Annotated in this window: 23 protein-coding genes; 5 read left to right on the top strand and 18 right to left on the bottom strand. The window is 51.8% G+C overall.

What is annotated here, in order from left to right; all coding sequences use genetic code 11:
- Positions 1-17: 17 nt before the first annotated feature.
- The 4 genes from aalo17_RS01245 to aalo17_RS01230 form a co-directional block, all read right to left on the bottom strand.
- Positions 18-344 (bottom strand): PTS sugar transporter subunit IIB, encoded by a 327-nt coding sequence (locus aalo17_RS01245; protein WP_067554509.1) that lies wholly within the window; start codon positions 342-344, stop codon positions 18-20.
- 93 nt (positions 345-437) lie between these two features.
- A complete protein-coding gene (locus aalo17_RS01240; RefSeq protein ID WP_067554506.1) occupies positions 438-773 on the bottom strand; it encodes a PTS sugar transporter subunit IIA in 336 nt (111 codons plus the stop codon).
- 27 nt (positions 774-800) lie between these two features.
- The gene (locus aalo17_RS01235; protein ID WP_067554503.1) at positions 801-1,421 is read right to left on the bottom strand and encodes an RDD family protein; all 621 of its coding nucleotides are present in this window, start codon (positions 1,419-1,421) and stop codon (positions 801-803) included.
- On the bottom strand, positions 1,421-3,328 hold the full coding sequence (locus aalo17_RS01230; protein ID WP_067554500.1) for a BglG family transcription antiterminator: 1,908 nt from the start codon (positions 3,326-3,328) through the stop codon (positions 1,421-1,423). The genes aalo17_RS01235 and aalo17_RS01230 overlap by 1 nt, the downstream gene beginning before the upstream one ends.
- A 138-nt stretch (positions 3,329-3,466) precedes the next feature.
- On the opposite strand from aalo17_RS01230, the gene aalo17_RS01225 reads away from it, so the two are divergent.
- The gene (locus tag aalo17_RS01225) at positions 3,467-4,357 is read left to right on the top strand and encodes a YitT family protein (protein ID WP_067554497.1); all 891 of its coding nucleotides are present in this window, start codon (positions 3,467-3,469) and stop codon (positions 4,355-4,357) included.
- 266 nt (positions 4,358-4,623) lie between these two features.
- Here aalo17_RS01225 and aalo17_RS01220 read toward each other — a convergent pair whose 3' ends face one another.
- Together aalo17_RS01220 and aalo17_RS01215 are read right to left on the bottom strand one after the other, a co-directional pair.
- Positions 4,624-5,160 (bottom strand): nitroreductase family protein, encoded by a 537-nt coding sequence (locus aalo17_RS01220; RefSeq protein WP_067554495.1) that lies wholly within the window; start codon positions 5,158-5,160, stop codon positions 4,624-4,626.
- A gap of 265 nt (positions 5,161-5,425) precedes the next feature.
- Complete coding sequence (locus tag aalo17_RS01215; protein WP_067560033.1) at positions 5,426-6,328, bottom strand: DUF362 domain-containing protein; 903 nt, start codon at positions 6,326-6,328, stop codon at positions 5,426-5,428.
- Positions 6,329-6,566: 238 nt separating this feature from the next.
- On the opposite strand from aalo17_RS01215, the gene aalo17_RS01210 reads away from it, so the two are divergent.
- Positions 6,567-7,451, top strand: coding sequence for a fructose bisphosphate aldolase (locus tag aalo17_RS01210; RefSeq protein WP_067554492.1), 885 nt, complete (start codon positions 6,567-6,569; stop codon positions 7,449-7,451).
- Between the two features lie 91 nt (positions 7,452-7,542).
- On the opposite strand, the gene aalo17_RS01205 is transcribed toward aalo17_RS01210, so the two are convergent.
- Entirely contained in the window at positions 7,543-10,122 is a 2,580-nt protein-coding gene (locus tag aalo17_RS01205) for an AAA domain-containing protein (RefSeq protein ID WP_067554489.1), read from the bottom strand.
- Positions 10,119-12,149: a hypothetical protein gene (locus aalo17_RS01200; RefSeq protein ID WP_145907400.1), complete on the bottom strand. Its 2,031-nt coding sequence runs from the start codon at positions 12,147-12,149 to the stop codon at positions 10,119-10,121. The genes aalo17_RS01205 and aalo17_RS01200 overlap by 4 nt, the downstream gene beginning before the upstream one ends.
- Positions 12,150-12,224: 75 nt before the next feature.
- Between aalo17_RS01200 and aalo17_RS01195 the strand changes: the two genes are divergently transcribed.
- Complete coding sequence (locus tag aalo17_RS01195; protein WP_067554483.1) at positions 12,225-13,226, top strand: transposase; 1,002 nt, start codon at positions 12,225-12,227, stop codon at positions 13,224-13,226.
- Here aalo17_RS01195 and aalo17_RS01190 read toward each other — a convergent pair.
- From aalo17_RS01190 to aalo17_RS01160, 7 genes are all read right to left on the bottom strand, one after another.
- Entirely contained in the window at positions 13,146-13,976 is an 831-nt protein-coding gene (locus tag aalo17_RS01190; RefSeq protein ID WP_067554481.1) for a helicase domain-containing protein, read from the bottom strand. The two genes, aalo17_RS01195 and aalo17_RS01190, sit on opposite strands and share 81 nt — an antisense overlap.
- Positions 13,977-14,427: 451 nt before the next feature.
- Positions 14,428-16,152, bottom strand: coding sequence for a sensor histidine kinase (locus aalo17_RS01185; RefSeq protein ID WP_067554478.1), 1,725 nt, complete (start codon positions 16,150-16,152; stop codon positions 14,428-14,430).
- Positions 16,149-16,901 carry a response regulator transcription factor gene (locus aalo17_RS01180; protein WP_203225835.1) on the bottom strand — a complete coding sequence of 251 codons (753 nt, stop codon included), beginning with the start codon at positions 16,899-16,901 and terminating at the stop codon, positions 16,149-16,151. The genes aalo17_RS01185 and aalo17_RS01180 overlap by 4 nt, the downstream gene beginning before the upstream one ends.
- A gap of 259 nt (positions 16,902-17,160) precedes the next feature.
- Positions 17,161-17,973: an ABC transporter ATP-binding protein gene (locus aalo17_RS01175; RefSeq protein WP_067554475.1), complete on the bottom strand. Its 813-nt coding sequence runs from the start codon at positions 17,971-17,973 to the stop codon at positions 17,161-17,163.
- Between the two features lie 3 nt (positions 17,974-17,976).
- Entirely contained in the window at positions 17,977-18,951 is a 975-nt protein-coding gene (locus aalo17_RS01170) for a FecCD family ABC transporter permease (RefSeq protein ID WP_067554472.1), read from the bottom strand.
- Positions 18,938-19,885, bottom strand: coding sequence for a FecCD family ABC transporter permease (locus tag aalo17_RS01165; protein ID WP_420806566.1), 948 nt, complete (start codon positions 19,883-19,885; stop codon positions 18,938-18,940). The genes aalo17_RS01170 and aalo17_RS01165 overlap by 14 nt, the downstream gene beginning before the upstream one ends.
- Positions 19,886-19,948: 63 nt before the next feature.
- Positions 19,949-20,884 (bottom strand): ABC transporter substrate-binding protein, encoded by a 936-nt coding sequence (locus aalo17_RS01160; RefSeq protein WP_082743166.1) that lies wholly within the window; start codon positions 20,882-20,884, stop codon positions 19,949-19,951.
- Between aalo17_RS01160 and aalo17_RS13255 the strand changes: the two genes are divergently transcribed.
- Positions 20,835-22,073, top strand: coding sequence for a DUF4143 domain-containing protein (locus aalo17_RS13255; protein WP_082743429.1), 1,239 nt, complete (start codon positions 20,835-20,837; stop codon positions 22,071-22,073). The genes aalo17_RS01160 and aalo17_RS13255 overlap by 50 nt on opposite strands.
- A gap of 124 nt (positions 22,074-22,197) precedes the next feature.
- Here aalo17_RS13255 and aalo17_RS01145 read toward each other — a convergent pair whose 3' ends face one another.
- Positions 22,198-23,910, bottom strand: coding sequence for a carbon starvation CstA family protein (locus aalo17_RS01145; RefSeq protein WP_067554460.1), 1,713 nt, complete (start codon positions 23,908-23,910; stop codon positions 22,198-22,200).
- On the opposite strand from aalo17_RS01145, the gene aalo17_RS12535 reads away from it, so the two are divergent.
- Positions 23,885-24,325: a hypothetical protein gene (locus aalo17_RS12535; RefSeq protein WP_145907397.1), complete on the top strand. Its 441-nt coding sequence runs from the start codon at positions 23,885-23,887 to the stop codon at positions 24,323-24,325. The two genes, aalo17_RS01145 and aalo17_RS12535, sit on opposite strands and share 26 nt — an antisense overlap.
- A 198-nt stretch (positions 24,326-24,523) precedes the next feature.
- On the opposite strand, the gene aalo17_RS01135 is transcribed toward aalo17_RS12535, so the two are convergent.
- A complete protein-coding gene (locus aalo17_RS01135) occupies positions 24,524-25,036 on the bottom strand; it encodes a DUF6591 domain-containing protein (protein ID WP_067554454.1) in 513 nt (170 codons plus the stop codon).
- On the bottom strand, positions 25,023-25,487 hold the full coding sequence (locus tag aalo17_RS01130) for a helix-turn-helix domain-containing protein (RefSeq protein ID WP_158507659.1): 465 nt from the start codon (positions 25,485-25,487) through the stop codon (positions 25,023-25,025). The genes aalo17_RS01135 and aalo17_RS01130 overlap by 14 nt, the downstream gene beginning before the upstream one ends.
- Positions 25,488-25,756: the final 269 nt, after the last annotated feature.

Below are 25,756 nucleotides of genomic sequence, written 5' to 3'. Positions count from 1 at the left end.
CTTTCCTCTGGGGAATCTTACTTGTTTTTTGCTTTCTTCATCAGAACGATGGCGGACTTCAGGACCTTTTCACCGTTCATCATGCCGTAGTCACCGGCATCGATCACCGCGATGGGGATGCCTTCCTTGCCGTACTTGTCTTCGGTTTCCTTCAGCATGTACTTGACCTGGGGGCCGAGCAGGATGCAGTCCGGACGGTCGTTGTCAATGATCTCCCCCAGCTTGTTGTGCGGGAACGCCTTGACAGACAGCGGCAGGTTGTGACTGTCGGCACTCTGCTGCATGGCGTTGGCCAGCATGGAAGTCGACATGCCTGCAGAGCAGAACAGGTAGATTTTTTTCATGTTGTGTCTCCTTTTTTCTATTTGTTCAGGGCTGTTCCCTGATGACAAACTCATTGTAAGCGGCTACAGCCGCCGGTGACCGGAAGCGTTTTCCTACTGCTGGGAAGCAGCGGCTTCCAGGGCAGCCAGACGCTTTGCCTGGGCGAGGAAACGCTCAGCCATGATCTCCAGGGTCTCGCAGGACAGCAGCTGGTCTTCTGCGTGCATGAGCAGCAGCGTCAGGTCCGTCTTTTCTCCCGCGGCTTCCTTCTGAATCAGGCCGGCGTGTACTCCGTGACCTGTCACCAGGAAGTTCTTTCCTTCCTCGATCTTGGCCTGCGCAGCATCAAAGTTGCCTGCTTCGGCTTCCTGCATGGCTTCCACGAATGTGCTCTTGGCCATGCCGGCGTTGGAAATCATCTGAAAACAAATCAGTTCAAGGTTGTCCATACTTTTTTCTCCTTATTTTCTATCTATTCAGATCATCTGGTCCGGCCGGTCTTCTTCCACAGGAACAAGCACGGTTCCAGCCAGGTAATCGTGGATCATGCGCCGGCTTCCAGCCATGAAGGCAGCCAGCAGGCTCACAATCGTGAGCGCGAGGGTCACATACAGCAGAATGCCGGTAAAGTTCAGGCCGGTGCCCAGCGAGAGCATGTCCTGGAGCAGTCCGGATCCGTTGTAGAGCGTCCCTTCCATCAGAAGGATCCCGATGACCTGCCGAAGCAGAAGCGTCTTCAGATCCAGGGGGTTTCCGTCCTTGCGGGCCATGGCAATGCCCATCATCCGCTTCCCCGGTGTCTGCCCGGGTTTCACCTTCCAGGGAACCCACACCATGTACCACAGAAACAGCAGCAGACCCGCTGCGGCTGCAGCCAGGGCCGGTCCGTCGCCAATGACGGACGCCAGGCGGAAGACATTCACTTTCTCCATCTGATCCAGGTCCTTTGTGGCCATCATCCAGGCCAGACACATGGGCAGGCTCAGGCACAGCCCGGAAAGGAACCAGTCCACGAGATACGCCATCAGGCGCTTGCCGTCGTTCACGGCACAGGGCTCATGATCGAGAAAGGTCAGATATTTCAGTTTCCAATACATCACTTTTCCTCCAGTATCGCCTGCACAAAGGCGGCGTAGCCGTTCTTTTCCTTCAGAAGGCCGAATCGCAGCGGATCGCTGATGATCTGGATCCACCAGTCAAAGAAGATCCCGAGCAGTTCCCGGTCTTCCTCCCGTATGGCCAGCAGCAGGACAAAGTCCACAGAATGATCCCCCCACTGCAGGGGGTGATCCAGGTGTGCCACGGAAATCGCCGATTCCCGGATGGTGACATTCAGCGCATGGGGCAGGGCAAAGCCTGCAGCAAAGGACGTCGGTGCATAGCCTTCCCGCTCGAGAACCGCATCGGCGTATTCCGGGGGAATGCATCCGGCTTTCACCAGCGGCTGGCACATCTTGCGGATGACATCTTCGCTGTCACTGGCGTCCAGGGTTTCCAGGAAATACTCGGGTTTGATCAGCTCCCGGATCCGGTGCTGAAAAATGTCCTTCTGTCTGTTCTTGTCCAGACGGTTGAGCTGCTGGAAGATCTGGCTTTCGTTTTCCTGGGAATAGAACACCGAGAGCTGGACCGTGGGCACGTTCAGTCCGTGGTCCAGGGGGAGGGTCGTCAGGATCAGATCCGGGTTCAGGTCCTCCACGCGTTTCTTCTCATAGGCATCGAGCACTGCCACAACGTCCATGCGGTCCTGGAACTGCCGGCGGATCTTTTCGATGACCACCGTTGCCAGGGCCTGGTCGCTCGGGAACACCACCACGGCCCGGTATTTGCTGGGCTTGCGGTGAATGGTATAGGCCGCACCCAGGTGCAGGGCAAGGAACCCGATTTCATTGGGATCCAGCTGAATGCCCAGGATCTCATGCAGCTTGCGGGAAGCCGTGACGCCCATATCATAGATCAGCGGAAACCGCCACCGCAGTTCCTCCAGATAGACGTTGTCGACCTGTGTCCTGTCCCGAAGGCGCAGGAGCAGCCCCCGCAGATGCAGGGACAGCCCTTCCTGGAGCTTGCTGTCTGTGGTCAGATCCACGCCGTAGAGCTTCCGGACTTCCTCAAGCATGGCGGTGGTCAGGTCCTCCAGGGAGATATCCTTTCCGTTGACGGGAATGGTGTCGGCTTTGTAGTAGTTGCCGCTGCCCTTGCCCATGAAGAGCAGTGCCAGCTGGCTGATTTCCGGCTCCGGCGCCGTGACCTGGAAGCGCCGGGCGATCTTGTCCCAGAACTCCCGGGCCGCCAGGTACTGCGGGGTTTCCTGCAGGTCTTTCAGAGCCTCCACCCGTTCCATGGGATTGAAGTTCAGCACCCGGGTCAGGGCAATGCCGACGTGCATAAGCACCATGGACTGTGCGGTTTCCCGGATCTCGATCCCGTGGCGTTTTTCGCACTCCGCGAGAAGGTCCCGGATTTCCGTCAGGTCGAAGTCCGGATACAGCTCATTGAGGGTATCCATGTTGAGGAAGTTTTCCTCGACCTCCTGTGACAACAGGAACTTGTACAGACGGCGCTTGGCCGCTTCGTCCCCCACCAGCCGAATCCGGTTGCGCCCGCTTTCCAGATGCAGGTCGGAGGAATCCGCAAGCCACTGGCGGATGACCCGCAGGTCGCTTTCAATGGTGAACAGACTCACGCAGACTTTCTCCGGCAAATCGTTGATGTTGATATCCCGGTGCCGCAGCAGCTGCTTGAGGATGAAACTGCGCCGCTCTTCCGGTGTCTGGGGAATGACGGACTTGGCGCGGGAGACCGGAGCCTCCTGAGTCTTCAGATGGTAACCCAGCTGAAAGGATGATTCGATGGCGGCACCGGTGAGCGAAGCGTTGATGGTTTCCACGTCATTGCGGATGGTGCGGGTGCTCACACCCATGACCAGGGCAATGTCTTTGCCTTTCATCCAGCCTCCGCTTTCCCGGAGAAGTTCAATGATTTTTTCCTGTCTCGCGTTCAACTATGCCACCTCCTTTGTGCATTCAGTATAGAAGCGTTTTCATTTCCATTTCCTTACAGCCGCTTCCTAGCGCTAGGAAATTGCGGAAGCGTCTGGAAGCGCTGTCTCAGTATACTCAATTGCAGTGAGGTAATTTGAATGATATTGGAACAGTTTCTCTCTCCACAGGGAATTCGGGACAAACGTATGCGGTTTGTCGCCTCGCTGCTCATGATTGTAGCCAGTTCCCTGCTCCAGACCTATGTGATACAGACCTTCATGGACCCCTGTGACCTGCTGTCCAGCGGCTTCACCGGGGTGGCCATTCTTCTCAACCGGATCGCCGGGCTGGTGGGATTCGATTTTTCCACCTCCCTGGGTATTCTTCTGCTGAACATCCCCGCCGCAATGTTCTGCGCCGGAAAGATCTCCAAGCGCTTTGTATTCCTTTCCTGTGTTCAGTTCACCCTGACATCCCTGTTTCTGGAAGTGCTGCACTTCCCGCCGCTGTTCGATGAAATGATCCTGAATGTCATCTTCGGCGGCTTCCTCTACGGATTTGTCTCCGTCATTGCCCTGAAAGCAGACGGATCCACCGGCGGCACCGACTTCATAGCCATGTATGTGTCCGAACGCTTCCACCGCGGGATCTGGGAATACGTCTTCGCCTTCAACGTGCTGATCCTGCTGATCTTCGGCAGCATGTTCGGCTGGGCAGCCGCCGGCTACTCCATTCTCTTCCAGCTGATTTCCACCCAGACCATCTCCCGGTACTACCACCGGTATTCCCAGATCCTGGTGGAAATCACCACAAAGGACCCGGAACAGGTGGCAAAGCAGTTCAAGACCTATTTCCGCCACGGTATGACGGTGATCCCGGCTTACGGTGCCTACAGCCAGAGCAATTTCTTCCTGTGCAAATCCATTGTTTCCAGCTACGAAGAGCGGGAAGTCATCGGCCGGATCCGGGAAGTGGATCCGGAATGCATCACCTATACCCACAAGGTGGATCACTTTTACGGCCGGTTCTACCGTCGGCCCATCGAGTAGAATCAGACAAAACTGCCCATCATCTCCCGCCGGATGATGGGCAGTTTCTCTGTTTTCCGGACTGATTTCCGTTCTGCCGATGGTAAAAGTGCTGTCAGGTTCATGCCGGCGGGCATTTTTTTGCGTGAATGGAGCTCTGCAGCCAAAGCAGCCTGCTGCCCATGAATAAAAAGCCAGTCACATCCCTCGAAAAGGTTTGTTGACTGGCTTTTCTGATTTTGCCGGCTTATCGGCTCATATGACAGGCCCCTGCCGGCATGGTCTCCTTACAGAAACTTCGCCGCATCCACCAGGGAATGACGGGTCGGCATCACCGGATCGATGTCCGGGTGACCCAGCGACACGACCGGTCCCACAATTTCATTTTCCGGGATTCCCAGGATCCGCTTCAGGGCATGGGCATCCCGGATTCCCATGATCAGAGTGCCAAGCCCCAGATTCGCTGCCTGCAGACAGAAATTTTCGCAGGCCAGCCCAAGATCGAACCAGCCCCAGCCATTGCCGCCTTCATTGGCGGGTGCTCCGTCATTGCCCCATCCGGACTTGTCCCGGACAAAGGTAATGACCACCAGCACGGCTGCATTTTCCGCATTGTCCGCGTTGAAAGGAGCCAGTCCTTCCTGATTCACCTGCTTCCGGATCTCAGGACTCTGCACGACATAAAACCGCGGGGTCTGGGAGTTCTTCCAGGATGGCGCCAGAATCGCCGCCTGGAGACAGGCATCGATGTCTTCCCGGCTGACGGGTTCAGCCTTGTAGCGGCGGATGCTGCGGCGGGAGGTCAGTGTTTCTTCAAAGGTCATCGTTGTTACCTCGTTTCTTTTCTTATTATAGTCATCGAATGACGGGTCGGGAAAAGAGGGCTGGAGCCCGGGCCAGCCTGCCCGCAATTGCCCCGTGACGCTCATGACCGGACGGGCCGGGTCTGGACAAGCATCAGCGTGCAAGCGGGCAGGAGTACAAAAAGTGAAGCGCGAGTATTGGCCATGCAAATCCAGTCACCCCAAAAAAACGGCACTCTGCTCATCAGGGCAGGCTGCCGCTTTTCGCTTCAGATTCTGTTTGACGCTACTCTTCGTCGATGTTGATCAGCTCATAGTCCCTGGAACCGAATCCCAGTTTTTCTGCCGCTTCTATGGTGTGACGGCCGTTTCTGGATTCCACGCGTTCCACAAAGTGGTCGCGGCCCGGGTCCTTGGAGTTGAAGACCATGTCCACACATGCCTGGTCGATGGCCACAGGATCGGTGGAAATCATCACACCGATGTCCTTCATGCAGGGATCCTCCGCCACGTGGCAGCAGTCGCAGTCCACGGACAGGTTCTTCAGGACGTTCACATATACGATGTTGTCCTTGAAGTAGTCATGCACGGATTCTGCCGCATCCGCCATCGCTTCCAGGAACTGATCCTGTTCCACGGGCTTTTCCCAGCAGTCCTTCATATCCCTTGACTGTCCGACGGAGTGGATCCAGCACTTGCCGGCCGTGGAGGCCACGCCAATGGACAGCTGTTTCAGGGCGCCGCCGAATCCGCCCATGGGGTGGCCCTTGAAGTGGGACAGCACCAGCATGGAGTTGTACTTGTTCAGGTCTTTTCCGACATAGTTTTCCTGGATTCGCAGACCGTTGGGCACTTCCAGCACCATGTCGGGACCGGCTGCATCCAGGATCTCCACATCGAAGTTTTCACTCCAGCCGTGTTCCTTCAGAACCTGCTCGTGTTCCATGGTGTTGAAGCGGTGACCGCCCATGTCATGGCCGTAGGCTGTATTGCACTCCACGACCGTACCATTCACTTTGTCGACCAGCGGCTTGACGAATTCAGGACGCAGGAAGTTCTGGTTCCCGCGTTCACCGGTGTGCAGTTTGACGGCCACGTTGCCCTTGAGCTCTTTGCCCAGTTTGTCATACAGCTTCACAAGAGCATCCCGGTTGGTATCGCTTGTAAAATAAACCTTTGATTTTTCCATAAAAAAAATCCTCTTTGTTCTTTCTGTTCTCATTATACTGCTTTAACCAAGGTTCAGGTCCATTGTTTTCCGGCATAGGCACCCATGCTTTTGGCGTATCCCGTGCTTTGAGACCAGCCGGTCTGCAGACCATTCATCTATATAAAAGCGCTCTTCTGTCCCAATGGCAGGCATGCTGCAGGGTCTGGGCGACGGCCTTCGTTATGATGAAGGAAACAGATGACAAAAGGAGGTCAATATGAACCAGAAACAGCTTGAACGTATGTCCGACGGCCAGGGCTTCATTGCGGCACTCGACCAGTCCGGCGGCAGCTCCCCGAAGGCACTGGAACGCTACGGAATCACATCGGATGCCTGGAAAACCGACGAGGAAATGTATGATCTCATGCATGAAATGCGGACCCGCATGATGAAGTCCCCGTCCTTTGACAGCCGGATCCTGGGAGCGATCCTGTTTGAAAACACCATGGACCGTCAGGTGGACGGAAAAGACACCGCGGACTTCCTGTGGGAAGAAAAAGGCGTCATCCCGTTCCTGAAAGTCGACAAGGGGCTGGAGCCGGAGAAAGACGGCGTGCAGCTCATGAAACCCATCCCCAATCTGGCCCAGACGCTGGAGAAGGCAAAGGGCAAGCACATTTTCGGAACCAAGATGCGTTCTGTGATCCACGCCGCCAACCCGAAGGGCATCGAGGAAATCGTCAGGCAGCAGTTTGAGATCGGAAAACAGATTGCCGATGCAGGGCTGGTGCCCATTCTGGAACCCGAGGTGGACATCACCATTGCGGACAAAGCCGAAGCCGAGGACCTTCTCCTGAAGGACATCCAGAAAGAACTGGAAAAGCTGCCGGCAGACACAAAGATCATGCTGAAGCTGTCCATCCCCACGAAACCCGGTCTCTACACAGAACTCATGAAGGATCCCCATGTTGTCCGGATCGTGGCTCTTTCCGGCGGCTACTCCCGCAAGGAAGCCAACGAGCTGCTGAAGAAGAACCCCGGCCTGATTGCCAGCTTCTCCAGGGCACTGTCCGAGGGGCTGAACGCAAATCAGACAGAGGAAGCCTTCGACAAAATGATGGACGACAGCATCCAGTCGATCTACGAAGCATCCATTGCGTAGAGTCTGACACACGTATTCCATCCGACACATGAAAAAAAGCTGCGGCTTTCACCCGGTACAGGGGAAGGCTGCAGCTTTATTATCTTCTCAATTACTCGATATGGAGAAAATCATAAAGAAGGGCAATTGTATGCTTCCCTGTGAATCGAATTATAGGCCTGTATAAAGCAGGTTCTACTTTATCGCCTATGAGGAAGGCCGAGTCCGTCAAAGGCTGTCCATACCAAAGAATATGATCATCAATAATTGCAATCGGGTCTCTTGGATTATATCGATCTTCAATAGGCTTCAGTTTTTGAAACTCTTCCGGAAGATTCTCGACATTTTGGGCTCGTATAGTAGTTTTCACATGATCTCTATAGTCGAAAAGTACCTCGACAAGCGGACTATATGAATTTCTTTTATTTATAGGATCCGGGATATCCAGATACACAGTTTTCTTTGCGCTTTTTATGTCCTGAAAGAATCGTCTGGTTGCAGACCGGGAATCAGTGAAAATTGAAAAACCATAATAATCTGTAAAAGCTGTATTAAGGTACATTTCTGGGGTATACGCTTCTGATTTTAGTCGATGAATGAAATCAGTTAACGCCAGCTTTCGGCTTAACTTTTTTCTGCTCAAATAGAGCAAATTTGCTACACAGATAAATTTGCATTTAGCTCGTGACATAGCTACATTAAACAGCCGATTGGCGGTTCCATTTGTTATACCGGTTACAAGAACCCCTGGACTAGGCATTAGGTAGCATTCAACCAAATCAAACAGTATTATGTCTTTTTCAGACCCCTGAAAGCTATGTACTGTACTGCACTCTAATAATGATTTTTCAAAGCCATTATCTTCTAAATCACGTGTAATGGCCTTCAACAATCTCGATTGTGCATTATATGGAGTAATGATTCCCAATGTAACACATTCTTTTGCCTGAATAATCTGTATAACAGAAATAAAAGCAGATAATATATTGAATCTTGATTTTTCGGCTGTTTGTCTACATACAGTCATCATTCCTGATAAATCAAGAATCCCAACTGGAAATCCTGATAACGGCTTAGATTCTATTCCTATTATTCGTTTTTCACTAATCCCAGTTGCTGTTTTGAGCTTATTTTTATATGAGCTTCGAGAAATGAAAGTCGCAATATCCCTATGCATTCTATATTGTGTATCCAGCATACATAACCATTCATGACTGCAGCCACTATCCACAGCTTGATGGATACCGCAATAGTTAAACATGTCACTGATTAATTCATTATGTATTTCTCCAGATTGAGCAATAGGAGCCAGCTGCCGGAAATCACCGATTCCAATGAACGTTTTCTTACATAAGTTTGCAAGGATTGCAACTTCCGGAATCAATGCCATAGAAATTTCATCGAAAATCACTACATCGAAGTTTCCTGGTTTGCAAATTAGTTTGTCCGTTTTAGCTTTGGCTATAGATGTAGCTATAAACTGTGCATTTTCCACAATACCGGCTGTCAACTCTTTAATGTATAGATTTATTTTGCTAAGTTCTGCTTTTATATGATCATCTGTATTGGATGCATCTTTACGCAACTCTATCAGTTTCTTTTTCCTGGCAAATACTTCAGGATATCTGGTTTCCAGAAGTGTTTGTACCCATAAATACGGGTGTTCGGTGACTGCACGATCTTTGGGAAACCCATACCGGATAATTTGGCCTGGGGAAAAACTATCTTTGTCGCCCATCCGTATCAGTCGTAAGGCTGCTCCATCAACCGCAGTATTGGCTGTAGAAACTAGGAGAATTCGATGATTTTGTTTCAAATGATCACTCCCAATTCGTGCAAGTACCTCAGTTTTTCCAGTTCCTGGCGGCCCCCAAATAAATGTTATTTGTTGATGAGTTGCCATTTCTCTTGCTGTATCCTGCCCTATACATATCAACGAATTATCATTGATGATGTGTTTTTTTCCAGCAGTAACCAATTCTGTAGCAATAGGAGAATGGCTCTCACTTAATTCTTCAAGTCGTTCAACTGTAGCTTCCAATAGCCACGTCAGGCTCGAAGAGATTTCCAATACCTTCAGATTAGCTGATAAATCTACAAGAGTACTGAATGTGATTTCGAAGTCTTCGCAGGAAATGACCCGAGCAAAATCATTAACTATATATATTCCATTTGCACTGATATACAAATTAATTACCTGATCTTCAGGAAGCTGAAGATTATCCTCCAAGTCATAAGAATAAATGTACTCTCCACCCTGCCGTTTTATAAGCCTCCCATCCCTCAGTTTATACTTTCGCTTGGGATGCATTCGTACGCTTTGAATTTCGTCTAAAACCAATGATTTAAAATGGTTGGAAAAACTCGATAAAGTTTCATATTGAGGAATATCAAACATTTCTTTCAATTCATCCTCATGACGCTCTCGAAACTGTTGAGCTCTTTTCTCCTCTTCTCGTCTTTTGGCTTGCTGTAAATTCTGATTCTCCAATTCTGCTGCCTGACTTTTAGCCGCTAATTGCACCTCCGAATCGACTAAAGTTATAAACTTTTCAAAGCATGAGGGATACGCAAATTTCTTTTTTTCACCAATATCATCGAATATTACTTCAATTATTTTTGAATTTTGGCTGATAATGGTTCCAGAACCGTAACGTATGTGAGTGCATCTTTGATTAATATAATCCTTCATAATCCAATGATCAGCTCGTTCAAAGTCCGTGTGTATGCTACATACAAGTCATTGTATTCCATGTTTTCAGGGATAACGAGAACAGTTTGGAACTCCAGCCCTTTCGACTCTTCAACAGTTAAAAGGGCTATTTTTCCCTTTTCAACCTTTCCCGGACAGAAGCATATATCCTTACCCATTTGTTGGATTTGTTTTTTCGAGGTTACGTTATTGGAACTGTAGATTACAGCTCTGGAGCCTTCCTCGCTTAGAATTTGAATATAGAGTTCATTTAGTGCATCGACAATAGTCATTTTCTTCACTTCTGGTCCAGAAATGCCGATTGATGTTATTTCGCTATCCAATTCATCATTACAGAATTCAGTAACCTGATTAGTGTTTCTGTAGTTTTCATTTAATTGATAGAGCTGAAATTCTCGAATATCTTCGAGCATCTCCCAGTCAGGTATTCCCTTATAGGAATACACAAGTTGGTTTACATCTCCGTATAGGTTAAATATGCAATTCTTCCCCTGAATGTGGTGAAGGAGCATATATTCACACAAGGAAAGATCCTGTGCCTCATCAATGCAAAGAAGAATATCTTTCTCCGGCAACGTTGAATAGTACAAGCTGCACAAGAACAGCACTGTATAAATGTTATATCGATAATATCCTGATTTTGGGCGCTTATCCTTGTCACTCTCAGAAAAAAGTTTAGTTATAGCTTTTTTAACTAGATTCTTGTATAAGGCATCAAATGTGAGACTCTGTACTTCCTTTTCTGCTGTCATAAACGATTGAATCCAGTTTAATTCGCTTTTATAGTTGTCAGTCTTTTCATTGATTAAATCATAATCCAAGTTTTCCCTTGCGAAAGAAATATCTACCCATTTTTTATACACAGAACTGTAGTTATCTACTTCTTCATTTTGGGTTATAGATTTTAACAATTCCGGAGAAGGCAAAGAAGTATTATCCATTGTTCCTGTTGCAGCAATATTCAGCCGGGTAATTTCATTGGTCAGGTCATTAAACTGTGTCCTCAACTCACTTAGTTTATTGATATATCCATTAAAATCAGTTTCTTTAATTTCAATATCTGCCTCTATTTTTTTAATTTCCCTAAGCTTTTCATTTCTCTGCTTTTCCATGTTGACCAGGATTGTCCGATCAAGAGAATTGGACAATACAGAAATCCGTTTCTTTAATTTGTTCTTTTTTGTGAAATTGTAAGCCGGAACCTTTCTAAGTTGCTCTTGCAATAATTTCATTTCCTCATAAGTGGATCGCATCTCAGGACAGCTACTAAACCAAAAATCACGATTCTCAGCCGAATCCGGATCACATTTAGATGCTTCTAATTGAAGCTGGTTCAGTCTCTCCTTTTCCTCTTCAATATCTTTTTTGATTTTATTTATTATTCTGTGCAAATCAGGATACTGAATACTAATAGTTCTTCTCTCAACAGTTTTCTTTGCGAGAGTATCCTCTATGAATCTATGTAAGCCTGTAATCTGGTTTTGCAGCTTTTTCCGCAGTATCACTTCTACAAATTGAATAACAGCAAATTGCCTTTCTTTTGCCTTAAGTTCTATACCCAGTTTTTCTGCATTCTGTTGGTGTTTTTGCTTTTGCACATTTAATGCAGTAATCATATTTTGAAGCATTGCAAATGATTTATAACCAGGCTCCGATATGTCCGGATAAGCCAAACCACTGTTCTTGACAATTTCTGGAAAACCACATTTCGTCAAGATATTTATAGATTTCTTCCATTTCTTCCTGAGCTCATTAGAAATCATTTTTTGAAAATCGATTGAGTAAATATACTCCAGAACCTCCGTATCGAGTGATGTCTCAGTTCTTAAAGATCCACTTGGTTTCCAAGAAGAATGGAATCGTTTTACCAGATCCATGTAATATTCTTCAACGGATTGTTTTTTAATCAGCCCAATCTTTAAGTCGGTGCTTAATTCGTCTATAAATAAACTGAAATTAGGGTTTGGTGTTATCACTCTGATTTTTTCTACTTGATAGACTACCAAGCTCAGTTAATAGCTTATCACGCATAAATAGCGCCAGTAATAATGCGATACTTGAATCAGGAAGAGAGGCACCCTATGTTCAAGAAATCGCTGTTCAAAGACCTGACTTTTGCTGATATCCATGCCCAGTATTCAGACCCCCATGACGCAGAACGCTTCTTCTTTGATCTGAAGTGGAAGGATGGTTTTGTGTGCTCAAAGTGCGGTCATACCCACTACACGACTGTTGTACGAAAAAACGGCTCTCTCAGAACTGTCTATCAGTGCGCTCACTGTGGTCATCAGGAATCTGTCACTGCCGGGACAGCGCTGGAAAGCACCAAGGCTCCTCTGTTTTCCTGGATCCTCGTGATGTTCGCCTATGTTATCTCCAAGACGGGAACTTCTGCCAAATACATCAGTGATCTGACAGGTGTCAGCTACCACACCACAAAACTCATGCTTCGCAAGATCAAACAGGCTCAGAAGCAGGACAACGAAACTCACATAGCCGTTGATTGCGATGCGATCGAACTGGATGTCTTTTCCTATGGCGGAAAGAAGCATGGAAAGCGTGGATGGGGAGCAGAAGGTAAAGTCAATGTGGCTGCAGCTGTGATCAAACACTATGTCTGGGACGACATGGATGGTGATGAGGAAGTATTCGAAGCCACAGATGCTGTCAAATTCAGAATCGTTCACAGCGAGAATAAGGCAGAACTGAAGAAGTTTCTGGAAGAAGAAGTCCCCAGTGACTGTGTAGTGCATTGTGACCGGAGTTCGGCCAACCTGGCTCTGGATATAGCCGGCAAACTGGTGGATGCCCAAAAGTTCGAAGTGGATACAGATCATCTGTCCTCTCTGGATCACATCATTTCCAACTTCAGAAGCAAGGTACAGGGGACTGCACACGGGATCGCACTGCAGTTTCTGGAGAACGAATTAGCAGACTTCGAGTGGAAACTGAGTCGCCGGAAATGGAAGAAAAAGAGTATCTTTGCATCACTGGGAAGAACTCTAATCAGCGGTGCTCACCAGACCCGGCAGGGTATGATCGACTACTTTAAAGACGTCCAGAAACAACTGGTTGCAGCTTAGCTTTACTGAGCTTCGTAGCCTATCAAGTTTTTCTATATCCAGATACTGATTTTCAAAACTTAAAACCGATAGTCGGTGAAGCAGTACCATGGTTTTTCCAGATCCAGCACAGCCCTGAACAATGAAATTTTCTTCAAAGGGCCTTCTCATGATTTCATTTTGAGTAGCGTTTACTGTCTGAATAATGTCTGTCAACCGATTCTCTCTTCGCTTATCTTTCAGCACTGATAACAGAAACTTATCTACAACTTCGCTGCCCAGAATCTCATTGTTGATATCGAAGCTTGTGTTGATTTCTTTCAGCTCTTTATTTTTGATGGTTATGTCTCGTCTCAAAATTAATCTATGAATTCGACCATCAAAAAGAAACTCCTTCTTCTTAGAGCTGAAAATATTGCCCATTGGAGATCTCCAGTCAACAACACGCTGGTCTGTATAATTAAAAGTTAAATCCTCTCGACCAATATAAAACTGTTTCAATTCCCCTGTTTCCGAATCTTCCATATCTATTCGCCCATGATATGGTTCCATTGCTTGTATATTCAAAAGGCAGATAGAATCTTTATATTTCTTGAATCTTCTTCTCTCGTCTTTTAATCGTTCCACATCGTCATAGTCGACTGCAGAGCTTAGATCCAGTCCCTGGATTCTAAATTCCAAACGGCTGATTTCTCGGCTTATATCTTTTTCCAAGGCATCCAAATGGATAACCTCTTCCTGCATTCCTTCTTCTTCCCAAACTTCAAGCATAAAGTCAATCCCCTTCTTATATCGAAGCAATCAAAAAACTATAGAAATAAACGATATGATAAATAATCATAGCATACTCACAGATGCTCTAGTACAATTTCCGTAAAGGCTTACATATCAATCGTAAAGATTCACTCCCCTGTTTACTCCATACATGGTTTTAATTTGGTTAAAAGTTCCTGTCACTATCGATTATTCACAATATGCGACGAATCTCACCACTCCTAAGAGGGGTTCAGTCAACTTACCTAGTATAAGATTGAGGTTTCAAACATGACCTAATTATCGTCTTCTCTTCCTTATCAGCTTTACACGCTTAAAAATTAAAAAGACTGCAGCTTATATCTCTCTAAGATATACTGCAGTCTTTCGCTCATTAATTAATTTTCAGTCAGCTGCTGATTATTATTCCTGACAGTCAATATAACTTTTATCAGGAAATAAAGTCCAGTTAGGATTCAGTCTGCCCGTCCCTTTCTTCCATCATCGGCAGCCTGACCTCAAACACCGATCCCTTCCCGGGTTCACTGCTGACTGACACCGTGCCGCCATGGAGACGGACAGCATTCTTCACGATTGCCAGCCCCAGTCCGGTGCCGCCAAGCTGCCGGCTGCGGGATTTGTCCACGCGGTAGAAGCGTTCGAAGATCCTCTCCTGGTCCTCCGCCGCGATTCCCGGCCCGTCATCCTGGATGCGGATCACGGCCTCGCCGGGCTCTGTGGTCAGTTCCATCTGCACGTGGCTGTCGGGAGCGCTGTACTTGATGGCATTTTCCGTCAGGTTGAACACCACGCTTCTCAGCAGCGCGGGATCTCCGGATACCGTCACCGGCTGATCCGGGACGTCCACTGTCAGCTGGACACCGGATGTTTCGGCGTTCTGCATCAGGTCTTGCTGGACGGAGTTCACCACCTGGTCCAGGTTCACGGGTTCCTGTTTCACCGACAGGCCTTCATCCATGCGGGTCAGTGTCAGGATCTGGTCGACCTGTGTGCTCATGCGGCGGGCTTCCCGCAGAATGCGTTCAGCCATCTGCGGAATGTCCTCCGGCTTTGCGAGGCCCTGTGCCATGAGCTCGGAATACCCCGAAATCGTCTGGAGCGGTGTCTTGAGTTCATGCGAGACATTGCCGGTGAATTCCTTGCGTATGCGTTCTGTCTGCTGTTTTTCCGTGACATCCAGCAGCAGGATGGATTCCCCGCGGAACTTGTCCCGGGAAATCACGGGTCCGGCCTGTGCCAGCCAGATCCTCGTGTCAGCCGGCACCAGGGCCGACTGCGGTTCCAGGGTTTCCCTGGCCTTTTCCGCCAGTTCCACCACCGGTTCCAGGATGCAGAGTTTCTCGAACGGCAGTTCTTTTCCCTGCCCGATCCTGAGCAGGATTTCCTTCTCGGCCCCGGGTTCCAGGTCCAGTGCCTGGCCTGCGGCGCTGTTGAGATACAGCACCCGCAGATCCTGATCCAGCAGGATCAGCCCTTCTTCAATGCCCGCCGCCACGGTGTCAAATTCCGCCTGCTGGACCCGCAGCCGGCGCTTCTGCCGGTCGAGGTCCCGCCGATAGCGCTTCAGCCGGTCCACGATCGGCTCCATCTCTTCGTATGTCCCGGTGGTCTCCGGGTTTTCCAGGTCCAGACTCTCGAGGGGAGACATGATGCGGTGGGACAGCCAGATGGCGAGGACCAGTGCGGCGAGGACAGCGCCGCAGAAAATGGAGATCAGCGGCGTGGCGACGCCCATCATCAGCGTCAGGACAGAATACCGGGATACGGAGATCCGCAGGACATTGCCGTCGGGGAGCTTCATGGCGGAATAGATAGCCTGTTCGGTCAGGGTCTCGGAATAGCGCGTGCTTTCCCCCCAGCCGGTTTCCAGTGCCTGTTTCACTTCCTCGCGGTCCAGGTGACTCGGGAGCGAGCGGGTGTCGGTGGTGGAGTCATAGAGCACCGTGCCTTCGCTGTCGATGAGACTCACGCGATAGTCTTCGCCGTTCATGCCCTTGAGAAACTTCAGGCCCTCGTCCTCATAGCCCTGGGCCACGAGCTGGAGACTGGAGTGCAGCTGGTCTTTTTCCACACTGGAAAAATAGCTGAAGATCGTGGAAAACGTCAGGATCATCGAGGTCAGGAACACCAGGGTGCAGACGGAAAAAATCGCATAGAATATCTTCTTTGTCATGGCTTGTCATCCCATTCCGGTTTGTCTGCATCCATCTCCGGCTCCTCCCGGTTCTGGAGCACCTCCGGATTGAAGCGGTATCCGGCCCCGCGCACGGTTTCGATCCCCGCCCCGGATTCCCGGAGCTTTCCCCGGAGGGTGTTCACGTGAACATCCACGGTCCGGGTGCCGCCGGCGAAATCCGTATCCCAGACCTTCATGAGCAGCTCATCCCGTGAAAACACCTTCCGCGGAGACTGCATGAGCACCTTCAGAAGCTCATATTCCTTGCGTGTCAGCGACACCTGCTCCCCCTGTGCGAACACTTCGTGCGTCGCCTGGTCCAGGCTCAGGCCATGGAACACCATCGTCCGGTTTTCCTCTGTTTTCTCCCGGTGGCGGGAGGCACGCCGCAGCAGCGCCCGGATGCGGGACATCATTTCGGCCATGCCGAAGGGCTTGCACAGATAGTCATCCGCGCCGAGATCCAGTCCTGTCACGGTGTCGGATTCCGCGGTCCTGGCGGTTTCCATAATGACAGGCAGGTCCCGCGTCCCGGGGTTCTGCCGGAGTTTCTGCAGGACGGTGAGTCCATCATGGCCGGGCATCATGATGTCCAGCATGACCAGATCCGGCCTGGTGCCCTGCACAGCCTCCAGCAGCGCTGTCCCGGTTTCGAAGCCCTTTGCCTCGAACCCCGAGACCTGCAGGGTATAGAGAATGAGTTCCCGGATCCCCGGATCATCCTCGGCGATATAAATCAGCGGCATACTGTCTCCTTTCCCTTTCGTATGGCATTTTATACGTCACTTCTTCACCATCAGTATACGTTGACCCGGTTAAATTCAAGTCTGTCCCATGTAAAGCTTCTGTAAAAAACCATGTGAGCCCCGCCAAAGACCGCCGGTGAGGATACTCGCCGCCATCGTCGGCAGTTCTGTGGAAGCAGAGACAAAAAAGAAGCGCCGCACCTGACGCCTCTTTTCTTTCCCGGACCAACCCGGATGGTTCATCAACCGGACCGCTCCCTTATTCAGACGCAGCCAGGCGGTAGGTCACCATGACCGGTTTGCCTGTCCAGGGATCCTGCTCAATGTATGCCTCCAGGCCAAAGACTTCCTTCAGCACACCCGGAGTCATGATCTGCTCCACACTCCCTTCATGGAGCAGCTGTCCCTGTTTCATGGCAATCAGGTAATCGGAGAACCGTGCCGCCATGTTCAGGTCGTGGATCACCACCACAATGGTCTTGTGCTGTTCCCGGTTCAGTTTCTCCAGAAGTTCCAGGATCTCCAGCTGGTGGGCCATGTCAAGATACGTCGTCGGCTCATCCAGCAGGATCACCGGCGTGTCCTGGGCCAGTGCCATGGCGATCCACACCCGCTGTCGCTGCCCCCCGGAAAGACGGTCCACGCTGCGATGCCGGAGGTCGTATACCTTCGTTTCCCGCATGGCCCACTCGATGAGCTTCCGGTCCTCTTCCTTCAGGGACTGTAGCCCGCGCTGATGGGGATAGCGACCAAAGCTCACCAGCTCTTCCACCGTCAGTCCCTCCGGCGCCTGCGGGCCCTGGGGCAGCATGGCCATGATCTGCGCCGTTTCCCGGGTCCCCAGCTTTGCCATGTCCTGTCCCTCGAGCCAGACCGTTCCCGACTGCAGGGGAATGATCCGGGCGAGACCCTTGAGCAGGGTGGACTTCCCGCATCCGTTCGGACCAATGATGCTCGTGATCTTCTCCTGCGGGATCCGCAGATCCATCCCTGAAATCACCGGCTTGTCCGAATAGCCGATCTGCAGGTTTTCTCCCCGGAACGCCCAGGGTGTTTCTGGTTTTCCTGTCATGTTTCACTCCCTGATCAGCAGATACAAAAAGTAAGGCGCGCCAAGCACTGCCGTGACAATGCCGATGGGCATCTCAAACGGCAGAAAGCAGGTCCGGGACACAAGATCCGCAAAGACCAGCATCACCGCGCCGACCAGTACGGCGGCAGGCAGCAGCCGCACATAGTTGGGCCCCACGAGCTTCCGTGCCAGATGCGGTGCCACCAGTCCGACAAAACTCATGCCGCCGCCCACAGCGCAGCACAGAGAGGAGAGTCCCACCGCTGCCAGCAGCAGGTTCCGGGATTCCTTCCGGGTGTTGATGCCGATTCCCGTCGCCACGTCATGTCCGAGCATCAGCCCGTTGAGGGTCCGGCTTTTGAAGAACACATACAGAAACAGGAGCAGCACTCCTGCCGTCAGCAGGAGCACGCCGTTCCAGTCCGCTCCCCAGATGTTTCCGGCGATCCAGTTCTGTACGAAGGCATACTGGGAATCCGGGAGTTTCAGCATAATCACCGTGGTCAGCGAAGTCAGGGCAATGGAAATCGCCACGCCCATGAGCAGCAGCCGCTTCGGGTGCACCCGGCCTCTGGATGACGCCAGGCGGTACTCCGTGAAAAAGGTGAGGACGGATCCGGTAAATGCCAGCAGCGGCAGCATGAGGGTGAATGCCGGGCTTCCCTGGCGGAAGAGGAAAATGAACAGCGCAATGAACAGTCCCGCTCCGGCGTTGATGCCCAGAAGCCCGGGTTCCGCCATGTCATTGCCGGTCACGGACTGCATGATGGATCCCGAGAGGGACAGGGCGATGCCCACAAGCAGACTCACCAGCATCCGGGGGAGCCGGAACTGCACAAGGATGGGATTTCCCGCAAACAGATCCTGCAGGCCTGCTCCGGAATATCCGGCGTTGATGTCCAGGAGGATGCCGATGAGCAGCAGTACAGCCAGGATGGCAAACCGGACCCGGATGCGCCTTCTGTCAGACTTCTTCATGTCGGATCCCCCGGCGGCTGATGGCAATGAACACCGGCACACCAATGACCGCAAAAATGAGCCCGACTGGTGTCTCCGCCGGCGCATTCACGGTTCTGGACACAAGGTCCGCCACAAGCATGAACACACTCCCGGCGGTCATGGAGGCCGGAATGATGGCCTGGTAGGTGCTGCCCACGACATGCCGCACCACATGGGGCACGAGCAGCCCGACAAAGGATACCGGTCCCGCCAGGGCTACGGCAGATCCCGACAGGAGCAGGACCAGGATCAGGGCTGCCGATTTCGTGCGGTTGAGATCCAGTCCCAGACCCTGGGCGGCTTCATCCCCCAGGGACAGGATCGAGAGTTTCGAAGACAGCAGAACGGAACCGGCCAGGGCCAGGATCATGACCGGCGCCGCCACACGCAGCTGTTCCATCCGGATGCCCGCCACACCTCCGGCTGTCCAGAACGTCAGAGACTGGCCGGTACTGGTGAGAATCGCGATTCCCTGGGTCAGTGCGGTGAGAAACAGACTCACGGCCAGTCCCGCCAGGACAAGCCGCGCGGAATCCAGGTTGCGGTGCCTGAGCAGGAGGATGCCGAAGACAGCGAGCATGGAAACCGCCGCCCCGGCAAAGGACGCCAGGATCGTGAAGCCGAAACTGACGTGGGTCAGAAAGGCAAGGCACAGTGCCAGGGCGAAGGAGGCGCCGGCATTGATGCCCAGAAGGCCGGAATCGGCCAGCGGGTTGCGGGTGACACCCTGCATGATGGCACCGCTGACGGCCAGACCGGCACCCACCAGGATATCTCCCAGCGTGCGGGGCAGCCTCAGATCCACAACGGCGATCTGCTGGTGGCTGCTCATATCCGGTGCAAAGAGGGCCTGGAGCACAGTCTGCCAGCTGATGTCGGTGCTCCCCAGAAAAACGGAAAGGACCGCTGTCACGAGAACAGCGATCACAGACAGAACAAGGAATGCGTACAGGCGCCAATTCCTTTGTTTCATGACTTACTTCCCCTTGAACTGTTCGAAGAATGCAATGAATGCATCTGCCTGGGCGTTCAGCGTGATGGGATCCCGGTGCATCCAGGATACCTGTTCATACGGCAGTGTCTTTCCGTTCTTCACCGCCGGCAGGGCATTCCAGAGATTGCTGCTGGTCACAAACGCCGGATCCGTGCCGTCCAGCACGCCGTACAGAATGAAGTCCCCGGCATATTCCGGCATGGCTTCCAGGGAAATGACTTTGTACTGCTCATCTCCGTCCACCATGTCCTTCTGAATGGCTTCCGGTGCCTTCAGCCCCCACATGTCATAAAGAATGGATCCGCCTCTGGCAAAGTGAGACCCCATGGTGTAGATCTCCTGCGGCCAGACTTCGAGGATCGAGACCGTCTGATTGCCGACAATGTCCTGGATCTCCTGTTTGCGGGACTCGATCTTGTCGTTGAACTTTGCGATGTAGTCATCCGCTGCCTGTTCCTTCCCCACCAGGGAGGCGATGTAGCGGAATGTCTCTTTATCCGGGCGTTTTCCGTCCTGGATGTAGACTGTCGGCGCGATTTTGGAATACTTCTCATAGTCCGCCTCGGTGATGGTGACGATCAGGTCCGGTTTCGCTTCGGCAAACTGCTCCAGCGTGGATTCAGAGGAGGTGATGTTCATGGGTTCGATGCCCTCGACATAGTCCTTCAGGTAGGGATTGTTCAGGGCATAGGGGGAAGCAATCACAGGCTTCACGTCCACGGCCAGGAACTCGCCCAGGTAGTAGTCGCTGATGATTCGCGTCGGGTGTTCGGGGATTTCCACTTCCCCTTTGTCCGTCTGCACGGTTTTCATTTTGGTGCTTTCCCCGCCATCCGGACTGGCGGAGCAGGCGGCAAAGCCAAGGGTCATGGCAAAGACTGCCAGGATGGCAAGCAGTTTTCTGATGTGTATATGCATGGGACCTCCTTTAAGCCGGACAGACCGGCTTTGTGTCGTTTATGTGCCTGATTCCGAAAGGAGTCACCTGTCGGGAACGGGCAGTCCCATTTTCTCAAAAACCTTCTGCAATCTCATGCAGGATGATTTCGGGAGGTGCAGCCAGAAGAGTGAACAGTGGAACGGATGGCAGCAGACCGGCATAAGAAAAGAGGGCAGCAAAGGACAGTCTTTCGGCCGGGTCCTGCAGTTCCGGGAATGCCGGAAGCGGGTGACTGTTCCTGCGGAGACCCTGGACCATCTCCGAAACTGCTTCACACACCATCAGTCCGTGCCGGAACCTGTTCATCAGCAAATGCTGCAGCTGTTTTATACCTGTATGATTGTCGGCTATGATTGTCGGCGGAATGCCGGCGGTCGTTCAGGACTATGTCCGGTTCCCGGATCTGGCTGCGTGCAGTCCAATGCAGGAAAACATTCTGCGCCTTTACAGATCAGATATTGCCAGATACGCCAAAAGTACGGAAAAAACAAAATCTGGGCAATTTTTGACAGCATACCAGCACAGCTCGACAGCAAGATCAGCCGGTTTGTCCTGTCCAGATTGAAAGAGGGGGCCCGGATGCAGCGGTATGAAAACAGCTTTCTGTGGCTTCGGGAAGCCGGAGTGGCTCTTCCCCGCTTCAATGTGTCGGCCCCTGTCACTCCGCTCACCCTGAACGGGAAGCGCAGCTTCTTCAAGCTGTTTCTGTGTGATACAGGATCGCTCTGTGAAGCCAGCCCGGGAAACCTTCAAGTCCCTCTGCTGCAGGGAGAAGTCGGCGTCAATGCAGGCAGTCTCCTGGAAAATGTCTTTGCGCAGTCCATTGCTGCCAAAGACATGGTTCTTTGTTACTACGATCAGAAAAAATTCGGGGATCTGGATTTTGTCCTCCAGAACGGCAGACAGGTCGACTTGTTGGAAAACAAATCCGGAAGTGACTGGAAAAAGCATCCTTCCCTCTCCAAAGCCATTGACTCAGATCAGTGGGAGTTTGCCCGGGCTTTCGTCTTCTGCAAGGGAAATGCGGAACAGGAAGGACCCATCCTGTATCTGCCTTTTTACATGATCATGTTCTGCCAGCCGGAAAAGCGGCCGGAGACACTTCTCTGGAAACCGGAAATCGATGTCCTCCTGTCATTCGGGCTCGAAGGGCAGCAACGTGACTGAAGCTTATCTCTTCACTCTTCCCTGATGTTTACAGTCTGCTGTCGTCCGCCGCACCAGAAAAGGACCCGCACAGGGTCCTTTTTTCGTCCATATCCAGATTCAGATACACTCTGGCAGCAGGAGATCAGGCTTCCTCGGCCTCCAGTTCCTGTTCCTCGAAGACAGGCACTTCCACAGGCTTCCCGCGAAGAGCCCTGATTCCCTGGACCGCCACCACCAGTCCCAAAGCCAGCAGCAGCACCGCAAACACGAGCTGGAGACTCATGCCCAGGGACAGGCCCGTGGTCATGAACTGCGTTCCGAGTGTGTAAATCGTCATGGAGAGCGCCGTGAAGGTCACAGCCATCATAAAGACCATGGGGATGTACAGCATCCGGGACTTGCGGCTGGTTTTCCTGAGATACACCGCACAGGCCACCAGTGCCAGTACCGACAGCAGCTGGTTGGCGCTGCCGAACAGCGGCCAGATCTCGGCATAGCCGATTCTTGCCAGCACCAGGGAGAGGACAAGCGTCAGCGCCGTGGAGAAATACGTGTTGGTGAGCAGTTTCCTGGTGGGTGTCAGTTCCCTGCCGTCATCTTCCGCATCCAGAAACAGCTCCTGGAAAGACAGCCGGCCAATGCGGGCCACAGAATCCAGGGATGTCAGGGCAAAGGCGGAGACCGCCAGGTTGATCAGCGTGAAGGTCAGGTTCCAGGGCAGTCCCACGGCTTCGAGGAAATTCGCAATGGCTCCCGCGAAGATCTGCGGCTGGGTCACCAGACCGGCATTTGCAGCTTCCCCGCCGGCGAAGGACGCTACGCAGATCAGGGCAATGACTGCCAGCATGGATTCCATGATCATGGCACCATAGGAAACCGGCAGCATGTCCTTCTCGTTTTTGATCTGCTTTGAGGCTGTGCCGGAAGAAACCAGGGAGTGGAACCCCGACACGGCGCCGCAGGCGATCGTCACAAAGAGAATCGGAAACAGCATCTGGCCGTCCACACTGAAACCGGTGAAGGCAGCGAGGTTCACATCCGGGTTGGAGACGAACACGCCAATGACTGCCGCGGCGATCATGAATATCAGCAGGTAGGAATTCAGGTAATCCCGGGGCTGAAGCAGTGCCCAGACCGGCACGACACAGGCAATGAACACATAGGCAAAGACAATGTAATGCCAGGTGGTCTGCGTCAGATACATCGGGAACTTCATACCCAGGGCCACAGCCGCCACCAGCATGAGGATCGCAATGGCGGTGTTCACCCATTTGTTCAGCCGGCCATACCGGAGGATCATCCCCAGAAACACGGCTTCGCCGATGAAAATCATGGAGGTGGTGGCCACGGCGCCGTTGGCTTCAATGGTGGCGCCATCCGGGGCATAGCCGTTGAAGGTCCCCGCCACCACATCCGCAAAGGCTGCAACCACGAGGATGCAGAAAAGCCAGCAGAAGAGCAGGAACAGTTTTTTTCCGGTTTTGCCGATGTACATCTCGATGATGGAACCGATGCCTTTTCCCTTCGATTTCACAGAGGCGTACATGGAGGCAAAGTCCTGGACCGCACCGAAGAATACACCTCCGATCAGGATCCACAGCAGGACAGGCACCCAGCCGAATATTGCTGCCTGAATCGGTCCGTTGATGGGACCGGCCCCGGCGATGGAGGCAAACTGGTGTCCGAACACCACATTGGTGTCGGCAGGAACGTAGTCCACGCCGTCTTCCTGTGTATAGGCAGGGGTTGGGGCGGTTTCGTCAATGCCCCAGGTTCTGGCGAGCCATCTGCCGTATACCAGGTAACCTGCGCCAAGGACCACGATTGCGATGATCATCAAAGTGATTCCATTCATGAGTGAGTACTTCCTTTCACAGGGAACAGAATATCACACAATCTCCCATAATGACGTGAGTTCAGCTATATTTTCTGAAAAATATTCTATATTTTCAGTAGCTTATACCCGAATTTCAGATATTTTCAAGATAAATATGACACCCCGGGGCTCTGTTATGGCTGCAGGCAGAGATCCGGTCCGGCTGCTGAGGAACATCCGGTCTGGAATTTACTGCGTGAATTGGTTTGCAACAACAATGAAAATGGAAGAGCTGCCGGAGATACTGGAGCAGTATCAGGTACCGGTCACTGCGGATGTGGAAGAGGAGGTCCTGACGATGTGCAACCTGGGCGAAAGTGTTTATGAAAAAGGAATGAAGGCCGGGAGACTGCGGGCCAGAGAGATTCCCTTGACCGGACCGGCAGACTCATAAAAGCCATGACACACGCTGGAAGACTTCAGGAGTTCCTGGACTCTGCCGATGACAGAAAGAGAATCACAGCTCTCTTTGAGGAATTTGACATCAAATGACCACAAACGCAAAAAACAGACAGGCCGGATTCCCTGATCAGGGAAATCCGGCCTGTTTTTCATGACGGCAACCTGTCTCCGGTTCAGCCAGGGGGTTCCTTCACCCCGCAGCCTGTGCGATCAGACCATAGATTTTTGCTGTGGATTCCAGATAATACTGCAGTTCTGCAGCATTCATCTCATCCTGTGAAGCATCCAGCTTGTCGAGCTCATCTGTGATGGTCTCCGTGCGTGAGATCCAGTCTGTCATCTCCAGCAGCAGGTTCAAATCCGAAGGATTCTCCCTGTACCGCTGCATGAACGCCGCATAGTCTTCATAAAATGCCACATATTCATCCATTGCAGCCTTGAACTCGGGCCGGATCTGGTCCGTCCCTGCCGCAGTTTCCGGCTGTGCAGGCTCCTGCGGTTCTTTTTCTGTGTTTCTCCTGTCTCCATCCATCGTCTTTTCCGGCTGATCAGGTCTTTCTCCATCGACCCGTTCCTTTCCGCTTTCCTCTGACACCTGGTCCTGTCCCTTCACCGGCTGCTGTTCTTCATTTGCCGAAGCACTGCATCCGGCAATCATCATTCCCAGAGCCAGCGCTCCTGTCATCCATTCAGTTCTTTTCATGTTCCTGTTCCTCTTCCCGAAGAAGCAGCCGGATTTCACCACCGCATCGTCCCAGAGCCGTCAGTACCTCTGCAGCCTGTGAAAACACTGCCTCCCTTCCTGCCGGCCACTGGGGATCATACCCGCCGGCTATCAGACCGGTCTGGAGTCCGTTCAGTGTATCTGACAGAAACAGAACCTCCAGCACGATTTCTGCAGGTGTCCGTTTCCGGAGAACCGGGACCGTCTTCATCCCGATCGGACACTGATGGGTGCAATGCCGGTTCACCAGAACACTGTCTTTATACGCATCTTCCATCGCCAGCACTTCTGCCGGATCAATCTGCGATTTTCCGCCTTCGATCTTTTCGATGCGTCCCTCCGACACAAATCCCAGCCGGTCTGCCGCTGCCCGTCTTGTCAGGCCTGCCTGTTCCCTGGATAGCTGGTATATGCTCTTTTGCTTCTTCAATGACTTTCTTCCCATGTACATTCAGACATCCGCCGCTCTGCGAATGCTTTCCTCCTCATAAGAGGCCGTGCAGATTCTGCGAACTGTTCTGAATATCTGCTTTGAGAATATCAATGAATCCGGAAAGGAAAAATCTCCGGTTCGGAGGTTTCAGGACCCGTAATCCGCCGTTTTCGGCGACTGTTCTGTGCTCCGGTCATCATGGACCGCTGCAGAAGCGGCACAACGCTGTAAAAAAGGCGTGATTTCTCACGCCAGGTCAGTCTGGA

Source organism: Faecalibaculum rodentium (assembly GCF_001564455.1).
In the GTDB taxonomy this organism is placed as follows: Bacteria; Bacillota_I; Bacilli_A; order Erysipelotrichales; family Erysipelotrichaceae; genus Faecalibaculum; species Faecalibaculum rodentium.
The sequence above is the reverse complement of the archived record's forward strand: the minus strand, read 5'-3'. Positions and strand labels throughout refer to the sequence as shown.